Here is a 15,148-nt window from a genome sequence, read left to right on the forward strand (position 1 = left end):
CCCAATCAGTGGACACAGTTGCGGGTCTGGCTGTTGAAGCTCGGCATCGAATTGATCCATTCACGGCCCTACCACCCGCAGGGACGCGGCAAGAACGAACGGTTCCATCGCAGCCTCAAGGCCGAGGTAACGGACTTTGCCACGTTTTCGGATCAGGCCCACGCCCAAAAAGCCTTCGACCGCTGGCGCGACATCTACAATCATCACCGCCCACATGAGGCCATCGACATGGCCGTGCCTGCCAGTCGCTATCGACAGTCACCGCGTCCTTTTCCAGATGCACTTCCAGAGCCGGCCTACGACAGCAGCGAAACCATCCGATGCGTCAGCTCAACAAAGGGCTATGTCAGTTTCAAGGGCAAAGCCTGGCGGGTGCCGAACGCCTTTCGGAACGAACGTCTCGCCATACGATCCCTCAACCAAACCGGCCTATACGGCGTCTTCTTCGGCGCAACTCAGGTCGCAGAAATAAACCTCGAAAACCCATGAAACTGTCAGGGATGTCTCCGAACATCTGTCAGGGATGTCTCCGGTCTTTACATCAAGCCCGAGGATGACGGAGGAGGAGCTTTCCGCTGCTCCGTGCGTCATTGCTGCCTTGGCTGAAGGCGTAATCCCGGGGGGATCAGACACCCCACAGCTTGCCTTCTCCAACCTCCACCGAATTGCCGGCGGGATCGCGGATATAGACGGAATAGCTGTCATTCGGCCAGCGGTGATAGTGCTCGACGGGAATTCCGAGCGATTCGAAGTGGGCCTTCCAGCCGTCCACCTCCGACTTGTCCTTTGCATAAAAGCAGAAATGGCCTTGCCCCACCGCGCCGTGGCGGGGGATGGGATTGTCGGGGTCGGCCCGGCGGGATTGTTCGGGATCGAAGATCAGCAGCATCTGCTGCCCGCATCTGAAGAAGATGAATTGCCCCGGCAGCCTGCGCACCACGTCCAGCCCGAAGACATCCCGGTAAAAGGCTTCGGCGGCATCGAGATCATCCACGTAGAGTGCGGTTTCCATAATGGCGGCTGGCGGTCGCATGGTTCCTCCCGGTGGTTCAGGGGTTTCCGGCGGATCGCGGCGGAAACCTATTTGCCTGTTGTATAGGTGAGCACCGTCAGGTCGTGTTTGCCGACGCCACGTTCCAGAACGGCCCAGCCGCAATTGGTATAATAGCTTTCCAGATCGCGCTGGCAGCAGAGATAGCTGGTCTCGTGGCCAAGTTCGGCGGCCCTTTGCGTCGCGGCCTGCATCAAGGCTCGCGCCACGCCTGAGCGCCGGCGGTCTTTTTCCACCCACAGGGCTGCGACCCAGGGCAGATATTGCGGACGCTCTTCCAGATCGCAATGGATGAGGAAGGCGGAGCCGACATAGTCGTTGCCGTCATGGGCGACAAAGCCGGTGGGCAACCTATCGGGGTTGGTCATGTCCTTCAGGTGCTCGGTGACGTCGCCCACCTCAAGGCCGCTATCCTGCCACCATGCCGTCCAGACCCGTTCGGCGATGACGGGTCCATGCGACTGGCAGTCGCGATAGTCGGAAATGCTGTACAAGGCCGTCTCCCGACCGGCTTTCCTCCCGCAGGCTGAAGCCGGATCATGCTTTCAAATCGATGCGGGGATTAAACCGGGTGGGACGGGGTTTCGCAACCGTCAAGTTGTCGCGGCGGATCGGGGTTTCGTCGCCGTCACATGCAGCCACGCGGTCGGGAGCTGGTCGTAACCGCTGCCCTGCCTTGCCTCGATCTCCACGGCCGCCCAGCCAAACTGTCCGTAAATCTCTTCCAGCCAGGGCTTCGAAGGGTAATTGTAATAACGGCCGAACATGTCGCGGCCTTCCACTTCTCCAGCCTTGAAGCTGGCATAAAAAACGCCGCCCCGCTTCAGCGCCGTGTGGATGCGGCCGATAATGCCCGGCAGGGCAGGGCGGGGCACATGCAGCAGGCAGGCATTGGCCCAGACGCCGTCATAGCGCTCAGTTTCATCGATATCCTCGAACAGCAACGTCCTGACGGGAATGCCGAGCCGGGTTTGCGCCGCTTTGGCGATTTCGGGCGTTCCGTCGGTGGGGTGCACCTCGAAACCGGCGGCCAGCATGAATTCGCTGTCCTGCCCGCCGCCGCATCCCAGTTCGAGGATGCTTGCGCCGTCTCGCAGCCGGGCCAGGAATGTCTCCAGATGCGGGCGATCCGCCGCCTGTCCTCGCGAGGTGTAGGTGGTGGCATTATCGGTATAAAAGCCGATTGTGTCGTCGTCTTTGCCTGCCATTGTTTCAGCTTTGCGACTGGCTCTGGCTCTGCGACTGCTGCACGGTGACCGAAACGCTCAGTGTCTCGCCCGCCGGGCCGATCCGCATGCCCGATATCGGCGCGCAGTCGCGGTAGCAGAGGCCCGATGCGATGCGCACATAACGGTCATCGGGGCAGATATTGTTGGCGGCGTCGAAGCCCACCCAGCCCAGCCCTTGAAGATGCACTTCGGCCCAGGCATGGGTGGCCGTCTGTTCCTCCACCTCTTCCATCATCAGATAACCGGAGACATAACGGGCCGGCAGGCCCATCAGCCGTGCGGCGGCAATCAGGATATGGGCGTGGTCCTGGCAGACGCCCTTGCCGGCTTCCAGTGCGGCTTCCGCCGTGGTTTCGATGTCGGTCGCGCCCGGCACATACTCCACCTTGCGGTGAATATTTTCCATCAGGTCGTGCAGGCGGGCAAGCTCGCTGTCGCCGGCGCTTGCCTTTACCAGTTCGCGCACCAGCTTTCCCGGTTTGGTGCGCGGCGTCTCGCGCAGGAAAAGCCACAGCGGCGCATTGCCGATGTGGAAACCGAACACGCCTGCCTTGTCCTCGGCGGTGACGGTGCCGCTCGCCACCACCTTCACCCGCTGCTGCGGGCCTTCCGTTTCCACCAGCGCAACGCGATTGCCGAAATGGTCGTCATAGGTCACTTCGACGGTGGCGCCATCGACCGAGACATCCCAGTTCTCCACCGTCTGGCCCGGGCCGGTCTGCGGCGTCAGGCGCAGCCGCTGCAACGCATAGGGCATCGGTTCGTCATAGACATATTCCGTCGTATGGGTGATTTTCAGACGCATAAGCTGTCCCCGTCCACGCGCTTATTGATAGAAGCGGTAGCCTTCCGTGATTTCCTGTCCCAATTGTCCGTTGCGGTTGACAAATCTCTCCAGAAATTCGTGCAAGCCTTCATCCATCACCCGGCTGATGGTGGTCGCGCGCAGGCTGTCGCGAATGCTCTCGGCCGTGTCGTGCGCCTTGTGCCTCTCATCGTAATCCTCGGCGATGTAATTGAGGTTGCTGGCGATTTTTTCATAACAATAGGCCAGCGAGCGCGGCATGCGGCCATTGAGAATGAGAAAGTCGGCAATGTTGGAGGGCTTGTATTCCGCATCATAGACCCAGCCATAGGAGCGGTGCGCAGAGACCGAACGCAGGATGGATTCCCACTGCGCATTGTCCAGCGACGACCCCACATGCGCCACCGCCGGCAGCAGCACGTAATATTTGACGTCGAGAATACGGGCCGTGTTGTCGGCGCGCTCGATGAAGGTGCCGATGCGGGAGAAGTTGTAGAGATCGTTGCGCAGCATCGAGCCGTGGAAGGCGCCGCGCACCAGACCGGCGCGATGTTTGATGACATCGATGGTCTGCGGCAGTTCGGCATGGTTGAGCTTGCGGCCGAGAATGTTCTTCAGCTCGATCCAGAATTCATTGGTGGCTTCCCATGTCTCGCGCGTCAGCGCCGTGCGCACCATGCGGGCATTGTTGCGGCCCGCCTCGATGCAGGACATGACGCTGGAAGGGTTGGATTTTTCCCGAAGCAGATAATCGATCGCATCCGCCGCCGTCACCTTCTTGTGCATTTCAAGAAAGGCTTCGCGCACGCCTGCACTCTGCAACACGCCATCCCAGTCCTCATCGCCGCTGCCGCTGCGCGTCAGTGAAACGCGCAGGCCCGCATCGATCAGCCGGGCGATGTTTTCAGCGCGCTCGATATACCGGAACATCCAGTAGAGCCCGTTTGCCGTTCTGCCCAGCATGGCTTAATCCTCCAGTACCCAGGTATCCTTGGTGCCGCCGCCCTGGCTGGAATTGACCACCAGCGAACCCTGCTTGAGGGCAACGCGGGTCAGTCCGCCGGGAATGATCTGCACCTTGTCCGAGACCAGAACATAGGGGCGCAGATCGACATGGCGCGGCGCGATGCCGTTCTTGACCATGATCGGCACGGTGGAGAGCGACAGCGTCGGCTGCGCAATGTAATTGGAGGGGCGGGCTTTCAGCTTTTCGGCAAAAAGCGCCCGTTCCTTCTTCGTTGCGGTGGGGCCCACCAGCATGCCGTAACCGCCCGAACCATGGACCTCCTTGACGACGAGGTCGGCAAGGTTGTCGAGCACATATTTCAGGCTGTCCGGCTCCGAACAGCGCCAGGTCGGCACGTTTTCGAGAAGCGGCTTGCGGCCGGTGTAGAATTCGACGATCTCGGGCATATAGGAATAGATCGCCTTGTCGTCGGAAATGCCGGTACCGGGAGCGTTGGCGATGGTGATGTTGCCGGCGCGGTAGACATCCATGATGCCGGGAACGCCGAGCGCCGAATCCGGTCGGAAGGTCAGCGGATCGAGGAAGTCGTCGTCGACGCGGCGGTAAAGCACGTCGATCGCCTCATAACCGCGGGTGGTGCGCATCTTGACCTTGCCGTCCATGACGCGCAGGTCGGATCCTTCCACCAGCTCCACGCCCATCATGTCGGCGAGGAAGGAATGTTCGTAATAGGCGGAATTATAGATGCCGGGCGTCAGCACCGCGACGCGCGGTTTGCCGGAGCAGCCGGGCGGGGCGAGCGAGGCGAGCGACTGGCGCAGCAGATAGGGGTAGTCCTCCACCCGCCGCACCCGGTTTTCGTGGAAGAGTTCCGGGAACATCTGCATCATCGTTTCGCGGTTTTCCAGCATGTAGCTGACACCGGAGGGCGTGCGGGCATTGTCTTCCAGAACGTAGAACTGGTCTTCGCCGGTGCGGACGATATCCGTGCCGACAATGTGGGTATAGACGCCGCCGGGCGGGGTGAAACCGATCATCTCCGGCAGGAAGGCTTCGTTTTTCTCGATGATTTCGCGGGGAATGCGCCCGGCGCGGATGATTTCCTGCTTGTGGTAGATATCGTCGAGGAAAGCATTGAGGGCGAGGACGCGCTGTTCGATGCCCTGGGCCAGTTTGCGCCACTCCCGTCCGGAGATGATGCGCGGGATGATATCGAAGGGGATCAGTTTTTCTGAACTGTCGGCATGACCATAGACTGCGAAAGTAATACCGGTTTTTCGAAAGATGTTTTCCGCGTCTTTTGATTTCTGGATCAGGTGCGCCCTGTCCTGTCGGCTGTACCACTCGTTATAGTTTTCATATGGGCTTCGCGGCGTGTTGTCCGCATTTATCATTTCGTCAAATGCCAACTTCGATGTCCCCTTTTTTGCCATATGAATACAACGCCAAATGCAATGCAAGAACTATGCGGACCTCCCTGCGAAGATTTTTCACCACTCTAGAGTTTTAAAAAAGAAGCGTTTTTTCGGTTTCAGCCTATAAATGCGGCATTGGCAAATTGGTTGCGCGGTGGCAAAGGCGGTAGCGGTATGATGGTGCTGTGTGCGCCGTGGGCGAATGCATAAATTTTGGTCGGTCGCTTTCGGTTGATGAATATCGGGCGTCGCATCAGAAAATCTGAAAGATGCGATCACGAAAACACCTTTGACCTTTTGTCGGGATGCGGATACCGCCTTGCTGAACACCCGGTTCGATCATTCGCCGGTTTGCGTGAAGCCGCAGAAATATCAATTCGCCGCCTTTCCCGCATCGTGTGCGGTTACGGGCATCGTGCGGCACAGGGGATGTTCCCATGTCGCTCGACCGTCTGGCTCCGGCCATCTTCGTCTTTCTCTGGTCGACCGGCTGGGTCACCGCCAAATATGCCGTCTATTATACCGGGCCGCTGACCTTTCTCTGTCTGCGTTATCTCCTGGCGGGCGCGCTGCTATGGGCGATCTGCCGCTTTTCCTCCATCCAGTGGCCTGAGCGGCGCGTCGATGTCTTCCGGGCGATCCTGTCCGGTGTCTTCCTGCACGGTCTTTATCTCGGCATGATCTGGTGGGCGATAGGGCAGGGCGTGCCGGCGGCGATCGGCGGTATTATCGCCGGTCTGCAGCCGCTGATGACGGCGGTTGCGGCCCGCTACATGATCGGCGAAAGGATCTCGCCCTTGCAGCGCGCCGGCCTGCTCATCGGTTTTGCCGGCATCGCCATTGCCGTGCTGCCGAAGGTCATGGCCACCGGTGCTGTCGGCCTGTCGGTGCCGCTTTACGCCGTGGCGGTGAATGTGCTGGGCATGACGTCGGTGACCTATGGCACGCTCTACCAGAAGAAATACGTCCATGGCGGAAACATCATGGCGGTGGCCACGCTGCAATATGTCGGTGCGCTGCTGGTGACCGTGCCCTTCGCGCTTCTGCTGGAGGATGGGCATGTGGACTGGAGCCTCGGCCTTGCCGCCACGCTCGCCTGGTCGGTGGGTGCGATCTCCATCGGCGCCGTGGCGTTGCTTCTTTATCTGATCCGGCGCGGGCAGGTCTCGCGGGCCGCCTCGCTGATCTATCTCGTGCCGCCGCTTGCGGCCGTGGAAGCAGCACTGCTATTCGGCGAAACGCTGACACCCGCCATGATTGCCGGCACTGTTCTGGCGGTGACGGGGGTTTATCTCGCCAATCGCAGACCTGCCGCAGCGGTTGTCGCACGTTAGAGCGTTTTCGCTTTTCTTCGAATGGCGAAAGCGCTCAACTCTTTGTTTTGCCGCATTTCCGGACGGAAACCCGGCCTCCACTTTTCCTGGAAATGCTCTCATTACCACAACCTCATATTAGGGGTTTGTTAACCATAAAATTATACCTCTCGTTAATCCAAAGATTTGGCGGGGGTTACATGTCTATTTCACGTCGTGGTGTTCTGTTCGGATTGCCGCTGTTTCTGGCTGGCTGCGCGAATACCGGCATCGGCCAGCAGAGGCTGAATTATGCGGCAAAGCCGGAGGAGAAATTCCCGCTTCCCGCCATGCATCTCGACAAGGTCAAGCCGGAGCTTCGCCGGCAGGAAGTCACCTACGATACCCGGCATCCGGCCGGAACGGTTGTGGTGGATACGCCGGCGCGACGTCTCTATTACGTGATGGGCGATGGTCGCGCCATGCGTTACGGTGTCGGTGTCGGCCGGCAGGGGCTTGCGCTGAAGGGCGACGCCTATATCGGCCGCAAGTCCGAATGGCCGTCCTGGACGCCGACCGCGAACATGATGCGCCGCGATCCGCGCAACCTGAAATTCGCCGGCGGTATGGCGGGCGGCCCGAACAATCCGCTCGGCGCACGCGCGCTCTATCTCTATCGCGGCGGCAACGACACCATGTTCCGTCTGCACGGTACCAACCAGCCGCAATCCATCGGCCATGCCATGTCGAGCGGCTGCATCCGCATGCTGAACCACGATATCATCGATCTTTACAGCCGCGTGCCGGTCGGTTCGAAGGTCGTCGTCCTGCAGGCGTGAGGAAGAGGCGGATTTTTCCGCCTTTGCCACGCCGGGAAATGCCTGTATCCTTGAGTTGATTTTTTCGGCAGAAGGTCAATTTTATGCTTGAAAATCAACCATGTGTAGAATGCCTCCCTTTCTGTATTTAAGGGAGTTCTGCTATATCGGAAACGTGATTTCCGGTGTTCGAGACGTGTATCCATAAAGGCGTAAATGCACTGTATCGAGCGCGGCACCACTTCAACGGGGACACATGAACATGGCAACTTTCGACTCTCTCTCCCGCTATCGCCCGCAGGCACTCGGGGCGCTGCGCATCATGACGGCGCTGCTTTTCATGGCGCATGGAACGCAGAAGCTGTTCGGCTTTCCGGCATCGCAGATGGAAGGCTCGCTGCCGACCCTGATGCTTGTAGCCGCGCTGCTGGAATTCGTCGGCGGCATTCTCGTGCTGATCGGGCTGTTCACGCGTCCCGTCGCCTTCATCCTGTCCGGCCAGATGGCGGTCGCCTATTTCATGGCGCATGCGCCGAGCAATTTCTTCCCGGCCCTGAACGGTGGCGATGCCGCCATCCTGTTCTGCTTCATCTTCCTTTATCTGTTCGTTGCCGGTCCGGGCGCTTTCTCGGTGGATGAGCGCCGGGCCTGATTGCCCGACCCGTCATCGATCTCTCTTGCCGAAGCTCCGCATGGTCACGCCGTGCGGAGCTTCTTTTTTGAGGGAAGGATTGAAACTTCGGCCGTGGCCGAAGCATAGATGCTTGTTTTCGGGTTAAGAACGGGTCATCCTGAACGCAGTTGGAAAAACGATCCGTGACCTCTCAAAACCCCATCGCCCGCGAATTGCTGCTTCTCGCCCTGTTGTCCACGCTGTGGGCCGCATCCTATACCTTCATCAAGATCGGGGTGGAGACGATACCGCCCATCACCTTCATCGCGTCGAGAACCCTGATCGCCGGTCTGCTGCTCCTTGCGGTGATCCGGTTGCGCGGGTTGCGCCTGCCCAGGGATTTGGCGACGTGGTGGCTGTTCTTCATTCAGGCCTGCATCAATAGCGTTCTGCCCTTCACGCTGATCGCCTGGGCGGAACAGAGCATCGATGCCGGTCTCGCCGTCATTCTCAATGCAACGACGCCGATCTTCACCTTTCTTCTCACCGCACTCGTTATCCGGCACGAGCCGGTCAGCGGGCGCAAGCTGTTCGGCACCATTGCCGGCATGACGGGTGTGTGCCTCATCATCGGCGTCGAAGCCCTAAGCGGCGCGGGCGAGGCGATATGGAGCCAGCTCGCCGTGCTGACGGCGGCTTTTTCTTATGCCTGTGCGGCCATTTTCAGTAAAAACTTCAAGGGGCTCGATCCGATCATGCCGGCCGCCGGCTCGCTCATCTGCGGCGCTGTTTTCCTGTTGCCCGTGAGCCTGATCGTCGACCGGCCCTGGACATTGTCGCCTTCGGCCGCGTCACTGACGGCGCTCCTCTGCCTCAGCGTCTTTTCGACCGCGCTCGCCTTCATGATCTATTTCCGGCTGATGCAGACGCTGGGCTCCGTCGGCACCACCTCGCAGGCCTATCTCAGGGTGCCGGTCGGCGTCGCCATCGGCATGGCGTTTCTGGGGGAAATGCCAACGCCTGCCATGTGGGTGGGGCTCGTCTGCGTCATTGCCGGGGTGCTGGCCATGACCCTGCCGTCAAGGCGTCGGCCGGCCGCGCAGGGCGGGTGAGGGGAAAGAAAAAGCCCCGCTACCGGGTGGCCTCTGCATGCACTCCCTCATTCCTGTTCCCCGGAACGAGGCCGATTTTTGCGCCTTACAAACGAAAAAGCCGGGCGAAAGCCCGGCTTAACGATTAACGTCTCTTAGCGGTTGCGGCCGCGATGGCCGTTGCCGGAAGCGCGCTTTTCCTGGCCGTTGCCGCCGGCCGGGGCGTGGCGGTTGGCGCCGCTGCCGCCGGGTTTGCGGGCCGGGCGGCGGTGCTTGCGCGGGCCGGCCGGGCGGCCTGCTTCGCCTTCAGCCTGCTTGACGCGCTTGAAGTCGGAGGTGACTTCCAGATCGTTGTCCGCATCGCGCGGCGCATGGTGGCGCGACGGGCGGGATTCGCCATTGTGACGTCCGCCTTCGCGGGGACCACGCTGCTGGCCGCCATTGTTGTTGCGGCCGCCGCGGTTGTTGTTGGGGCGCGTCGGGCTCGCGAGACCGGCCGGGCGTTCGCCGGAGGCGACCGGAATATCGATCTTCATCAGTTTTTCGATGTCGTGCAGCAGGCGGGTTTCGTCCGGTGCGCAAAACGCGATGGCGATGCCGTCGCGGCCGGCGCGGGCGGTACGGCCGATGCGGTGGACATAGGCGTCGGGCACTTCCGGCAGGTCGTAGTTAAAGACGTGGGTGACGGCCGGAATGTCGATGCCACGGGCAGCAACGTCGGTTGCCACCAGCACCTTGATCTCGCCATCCTTGAAGCCCTTCAGAGCGCGCTCGCGCTGGCCCTGGCTCTTGTTGCCGTGGATGGAGGCGACCTTGAAGCCGATATGTTCGAGATGCTTGTAGAGTTTCTCGGCACCGTGCTTGGTGCGCAGGAACACGATGGCGCGGCCATCCGGGTTCTCGTTGAGCGACTTCTTCAGAAGCTCGGTCTTGTCGTTCTTGCCGGCGACGAAGTGAACATATTGCTCCACCTTGTCGGCTGCCTTGCCGGGCGGGGTCACTTCCACCTTGAGCGGATCGGTCAGGTAGCTATGGGCCAGATCGGCAATCGCCTTCGGCATGGTGGCGGAGAAGAGCAGCGTCTGGCGCTTGGCCGGCACCATCTTCGAAATCTTGCGCAGATCGTGGATGAAGCCGAGGTCGAGCATCTGGTCGGCCTCGTCCAGCACCAGATAGGTGACCTTGGAGAGCGAGATGGCGTTGCGGGCGATGAGGTCAAGCAGGCGGCCGGGGGTCGCCACCAGAATATCCGTGCCCTTTTCGAGCTGCAGCTGCTGCTTGTTGATCGACGCACCGCCGACCACCTGGTTGATGCGCAGCGGCGTCTTCTTCACGAAGGAGCGCAGGTTTTCGCCGATCTGGTTCACCAGCTCGCGCGTGGGGGCGAGGATGAGGGTGCGGCAGGTGCGGTTTGCCGGGCGGTCCGCCTGCTTCATCAGCATTTCGATGATCGGCAGGCCGAAAGCGGCGGTCTTGCCGGTGCCGGTCTGTGCGAGGCCGATCAGGTCGCGGCCTTCGAGCAGCAGCGGAATGGCCTTTGCCTGAATGGGAGTAGGGGTCGTATAGCCAAGCTGGGTAACGCTGGCCACGATCTTTTCGGAGAGGCCGAGTTCGCTAAAACTGGTCAATATAATGCCTTTCGGGGCGCCAAAAACCAATCGTCCGGAACAGGGCTGCTGTCCGGCGGTTTCGGCGTCAAGAACCCCGCGTGAATTGGGAACTTGTGGGTTGGAATAACTTTCTGCGCATCAGTGCGGCATATGCCGTCTTCTGTATTCTCTGCGCTTTTCCTTCATGCGGGCCAGTTTCCTTTTCCAAGGACGTTTTCCGGTCATACGCTGCAGCTCACGCGGCTGCCGAAGGTGAAAGCTTGAGGGCCATGTGGGCGTTTTGTGCGTCAAAGTCAAGCAATAGTTTTGTAACGCTGCCACCGGAGGGTGCATGGCAGCCATGCGTATCGGTAGCCGGCGATTGCCGGGACGGCGTGGGTGCCGGCGAAGAATTATGGTTAAAAAAGGGTAACGGTACCGTCGGATACATAGCAAAGATCGATTTTCTCACATAACGTTTTTTGAGATGGCGTCCGGAAATATTTGATTCGACAGGAATGGACTGCAGGGTGTGGAGTATCGATTGACCGAAGGCTGCGGGTTGCTGGAAAAGGCTTGCAGGGCCGTGGCCGCCCTGGACCTGCCCGCGTGCATCAAGGACAGCGAGCTGCGCTATGTTGCGGTCAATTCCGCCTATGCCCGGGTCATGGGGCGTCCGTCCGGGGCATTCCAAGGACACACCAGCCTTTCCCTTTCCGCCGATATTCGCGACGCCGAGCGTGAGGACAGGGAGCGCCGTTCGCTGGTCTTCGCCACGGATGAGATGATTGCCTGCCATGGCGGGGGTTCGTCCGGGCCATATACGCTTCGCTGCGAGCGTTTCACCGGTGACGACGGCAATCTGTTCCTGTTCGAAGCGTTCGAGGACATGCCATCCGCCGCCGCCGCGGTTTTCCCGCACGCCGACAGCGCTTCGGACCTGCTGTTCGGCAGCGGCGTGATCGATCTCGTCGACGCGGGTATCGTGATTTATGACCGGGAAAACCGGCTGGTTTACTGCAATACCCGCTTCAGGGAATTCTACAGCGCGCTCGGTGTCGAACTGAAGGCCGGCGTGCCGCTCGAGACGCTGATGAGGGCGATTTATTTTTCGAGCGGTTATCGCGACGCGCAGGACGACGATCCGGCCTTCGAAGGGTGGATGCAGGAGCAGTTACGGGATTTTTCCCTGCCCTATCTCGAAAGGGTGGAGCAGTTTGCCGATGGCCGCTGGGTGCGCATGGTCAACAAGCGGCTGGAAAACGGCATGCTGGTGGGGCTGCGGGTGGATGTCACCGAGTTCAAGGCGCATGAGACGCTGCTGAGCACGCAGATTCGCGAGACCTGGCTGCTGCGCGCTGCGCTGGAGCAACTGCCGGTGGGCGTGTTCCTGAGGGATCAGGACAGGCGGCTGACCTTTGCCAATGCGGCCTATGAGAAATTTCTGGGCGGCAGTTTCGCCGACCATATCGGCAAGACCGAATGCGAGATGTTTCCGGAGCAAGGCCCGCAGTTCCAGCGGGAAAACGAGCATATTCTGCGAACCGGGGAAGCCATTGAAAAGACGGGTAGCGTTCCGCTTTCGGATGGCGGCGCCATTCCCGTCATCACAAGGCTCGGCCGGGTCGCGACGCCGGACGACGAATATTATCTGGTGGGCTCGGTCACCGATGCCAGCCTGCTGCAGGACCGGGAAAAGGCGCTGATCGCCGCGCAGGCCGAGGCTGAGGCGCTGCACCGCCAGCTTGAAGCGGTTCTTCATGCCCTGCCGGTCGGTGTGCTGCTGCTCAGCGCCGATCTCGTCATCGAATATGTCAATCCGTTCTTTTATGAGGTCTGGGGCGAGATCGGCGGCGAGAAGTCGCTCGTCGGCAAAAGTTATCGTGAATTCATGGAGATGAATTTCGAGAGCGGCCTTTATGACTATGGCGACAGGCCTTTCGATGAGGTCTATGGCGAGCGGGTGCAGCGGCTTCTGAAAGAGGAGGTCTTTGCGTCCCGCGAGGTGCGCAGCAAAAGCGGCAAGGTCACCGTCATTTCGAAAACCCGGCTCGAAGGCGGGAAAATCCTCAGCACCTATGCCGATGTCACCGATGTACGCATGCGCGATGTCGAGATCAGCAAGGCGAAGGCCGAACTGGAGCGGGTCGGCGAATATATGCAGGGCGCCACGCGCGCCATGGCGCAGGGGCTGGTGCTGGTCGAGCAGGGCACGATCATCATGTCCAACGAGGCGATGGCGCGCATGTTCGACGTGCCGCCGCATCTCCTGGAAAAGGGCCGCAACTGGTCGGGTTTCTTTGCCCATTGCGCCGGACGCGGGGATTTCGGCACGGCGGATGAGGCTGCCGAGACGCTGCGCGCCTGGAGAGAGAATATCGCCGCCAATCGGCCGTTTTCCTGGCTCATCCATGTCGCCGGCAAGAGCTGGCTCAATCTGGAGGCCACCAACAGTTCCGGCAATTACTGGCTCATCATCGTCACCGATGTGACCGAGATGAAGTTGCGTGAAGAGGAATTGCAGCGGCTTTTGTCACGCGCGGAAGCGGCGGATCGGGCCAAATCGGAATTCCTGGCCAATATGAGCCATGAAATCCGCACGCCGATGAACGGCGTGCTCGGCATGGCGGAGCTTCTGGCCAAGTCCAATCTGGATACGCGCCAGAAGACTTTTACCGATATCATCGTCAAGTCAGGCAATGCGCTTCTGACGATCATCAACGATATTCTCGATTTCTCGAAGATCGAGGCCGGGCAGATGAAACTGCGCAGCGTGCCTTTCGATCCGGCGGAGGCGGTCGAGGATGTGGTGTCCCTGCTGTCTTCGGCGGCGCTGGAAAAGGACATAGAGCTGATCGTCCGGATCGATGCTTCTGTCTTCGGCAAGGTCATCGGCGATGCCGGGCGGTTTCGCCAGATCGTCACCAATATCGTTGGAAACGCCGTCAAGTTCACGGAAATGGGGCATGTGCTGGTCGAGCTTTCGGCGCGTTCGGCGGAAGCCTCCGAAGCCATCCTGTCATTGCGCGTCGAAGACAGCGGTATCGGCATTCCGGCCGACAAGCTCGAAACCATCTTCGACAAGTTCAGCCAGGTCGACGGTTCCGCCACGCGCCGGCACGAGGGAACGGGGCTGGGGCTGGCGATCACGGTCGGTCTCGTCGGCCTGTTCGACGGCGCAATCAACGTTGTCAGCGACGTCGGCAAGGGATCGACCTTCGAGGTCAATATTCCGTTTCAGGTCACCGAGAGACAGCGCGACCTCCCGCTTCTTTCCGTGGCCATCGACGATATCCACGTGCTCGTCATCGACGATAACGACGTCAATCGCCGCATATTGACGGAGCAATTGCGCAGTTGGGGAATAGACGGCCATGCGGTGGAGGATGGACCTTCCGGCATCGCCGTTCTTGAGGAGGCGGCGTCGCTCGGTTTTTCCATCGACGCCATCATTCTCGATTATCATATGCCCGTCATGAACGGGCTGGATGTGGTGGAGCGGATCCGGGCGGATGCGCGCTTCGACGACATCGCCATTGTTTTCCTGACCTCGATGGATGTTGTCGGTGACGAGACATTGTTCACCGATCTCAATGTGCAGGCGCATCTGATGAAGCCGGCGCGGGCGCGGCTGTTGCGCTCCACCCTGTTCGATGTGGTGCGGGATGTGCGGCTGAAACGTGCCCGGCAAGCTCCGTCCCCGCATGAAACAGGCCGTGGTGACGGCGCAGTACGGCCGGAAAAAGGCTCCGTCGAAAAGAAACAGCGGGCTGATACGCCGGTGCCGGCGCGGCATCGGCCCAGCCTTGTCGATGTGCTGGTGGCCGAGGACAATGACGTCAACCAGATTGTCTTCACCCAGATATTGCAGCAGGCGGGCCTGCGCTTTTTGATCGTCGGCAATGGCAAAAAAGCCGTGCAGGCATGGCAGGAGAATAATCCCGCCCTCATCCTGATGGATGTCTCGATGCCGGTCATGAACGGGCATCAGGCGACGCAGGCGATCCGCGCCGCAGAACAGACCGCCGCCGACGGCCGGCATGTGCCGATCATCGGTGTTACCGCCCATACGCAGGAGGCGGATCGGGAGCTGTGCCTGGAGGCGGGCATGGATGATTATCTGTCGAAGCCCATCAGCCCGGAAACGCTCGAAGACAAGATCGCGCAATGGCTGGGCGAAAACATGCCGCGCCGCGACGTACCGGGCGTGTGAATATCCGCCGCGACTGCGGGTCTCTGAATTGCTTCAGCCGGAGCGCTATCTTCCATGACGCATTT

General features: G+C 60.3%; 12 protein-coding genes and 1 pseudogene. 6 read left to right on the forward strand and 7 right to left on the reverse strand.

Annotated elements, in window-relative coordinates:
• Nucleotides 1-532: pseudogene (locus ACIQUH_RS05535) on the forward strand (integrase core domain-containing protein); the annotation flags it as partial.
• 93 nt (nucleotides 533-625) lie between these two features.
• On the opposite strand, the gene ACIQUH_RS05540 reads toward ACIQUH_RS05535, so the two are convergent.
• The 6 genes from ACIQUH_RS05540 to ACIQUH_RS05565 all read right to left on the reverse strand — a co-directional run bounded on the left by ACIQUH_RS05540 (nucleotide 626) and on the right by ACIQUH_RS05565 (nucleotide 5,461).
• Nucleotides 626-1,033: a VOC family protein gene (locus ACIQUH_RS05540; protein ID WP_400813443.1), complete on the reverse strand. Its 408-nt coding sequence runs from the start codon at nucleotides 1,031-1,033 to the stop codon at nucleotides 626-628.
• Between the two features lie 47 nt (nucleotides 1,034-1,080).
• Nucleotides 1,081-1,545: a GNAT family N-acetyltransferase gene (locus tag ACIQUH_RS05545; RefSeq protein WP_400813023.1), complete on the reverse strand. Its 465-nt coding sequence runs from the start codon at nucleotides 1,543-1,545 to the stop codon at nucleotides 1,081-1,083.
• A 99-nt stretch (nucleotides 1,546-1,644) separates the two neighbouring features.
• Nucleotides 1,645-2,259, reverse strand: coding sequence for a class I SAM-dependent methyltransferase (locus ACIQUH_RS05550; RefSeq protein ID WP_400813024.1), 615 nt, complete (start codon nucleotides 2,257-2,259; stop codon nucleotides 1,645-1,647).
• A gap of 4 nt (nucleotides 2,260-2,263) precedes the next feature.
• Entirely contained in the window at nucleotides 2,264-3,085 is an 822-nt protein-coding gene (locus tag ACIQUH_RS05555) for a transglutaminase domain-containing protein (protein ID WP_400813025.1), read from the reverse strand.
• 21 nt (nucleotides 3,086-3,106) lie between these two features.
• Complete coding sequence (locus ACIQUH_RS05560; RefSeq protein ID WP_400813026.1) at nucleotides 3,107-4,048, reverse strand: alpha-E domain-containing protein; 942 nt, start codon at nucleotides 4,046-4,048, stop codon at nucleotides 3,107-3,109.
• A 3-nt stretch (nucleotides 4,049-4,051) separates the two neighbouring features.
• Nucleotides 4,052-5,461 (reverse strand): circularly permuted type 2 ATP-grasp protein, encoded by a 1,410-nt coding sequence (locus ACIQUH_RS05565; protein WP_400813027.1) that lies wholly within the window; start codon nucleotides 5,459-5,461, stop codon nucleotides 4,052-4,054.
• Between the two features lie 443 nt (nucleotides 5,462-5,904).
• Here ACIQUH_RS05565 and ACIQUH_RS05570 point away from each other — a divergent pair, with 443 nt between their 5' ends.
• From ACIQUH_RS05570 to ACIQUH_RS05585, 4 genes are all read left to right on the forward strand, one after another.
• Nucleotides 5,905-6,801: a DMT family transporter gene (locus ACIQUH_RS05570; protein ID WP_400813028.1), complete on the forward strand. Its 897-nt coding sequence runs from the start codon at nucleotides 5,905-5,907 to the stop codon at nucleotides 6,799-6,801.
• A gap of 179 nt (nucleotides 6,802-6,980) precedes the next feature.
• Complete coding sequence (locus ACIQUH_RS05575) at nucleotides 6,981-7,598, forward strand: L,D-transpeptidase (protein WP_400813029.1); 618 nt, start codon at nucleotides 6,981-6,983, stop codon at nucleotides 7,596-7,598.
• A 241-nt stretch (nucleotides 7,599-7,839) separates the two neighbouring features.
• Nucleotides 7,840-8,229 carry a DoxX family protein gene (locus ACIQUH_RS05580; protein ID WP_031234117.1) on the forward strand — a complete coding sequence of 130 codons (390 nt, stop codon included), beginning with the start codon at nucleotides 7,840-7,842 and terminating at the stop codon, nucleotides 8,227-8,229.
• Nucleotides 8,230-8,393: 164 nt separating this feature from the next.
• A complete protein-coding gene (locus tag ACIQUH_RS05585; protein WP_400813030.1) occupies nucleotides 8,394-9,302 on the forward strand; it encodes a DMT family transporter in 909 nt (302 codons plus the stop codon).
• 134 nt (nucleotides 9,303-9,436) lie between these two features.
• On the opposite strand, the gene ACIQUH_RS05590 is transcribed toward ACIQUH_RS05585, so the two are convergent.
• Nucleotides 9,437-10,909, reverse strand: coding sequence for a DEAD/DEAH box helicase (locus tag ACIQUH_RS05590; RefSeq protein WP_400813031.1), 1,473 nt, complete (start codon nucleotides 10,907-10,909; stop codon nucleotides 9,437-9,439).
• Between the two features lie 505 nt (nucleotides 10,910-11,414).
• Between ACIQUH_RS05590 and ACIQUH_RS05595 the strand changes: the two genes are divergently transcribed.
• Nucleotides 11,415-15,083, forward strand: a complete 3,669-nt coding sequence (locus ACIQUH_RS05595; protein ID WP_400813032.1) for a response regulator — start codon at nucleotides 11,415-11,417, stop codon at nucleotides 15,081-15,083.
• Nucleotides 15,084-15,148 lie beyond the last annotated feature (65 nt).

Source organism: Agrobacterium sp. NPDC090283, from assembly GCF_044769685.1.
Classification (GTDB): Bacteria; Pseudomonadota; Alphaproteobacteria; order Rhizobiales; family Rhizobiaceae; genus Agrobacterium.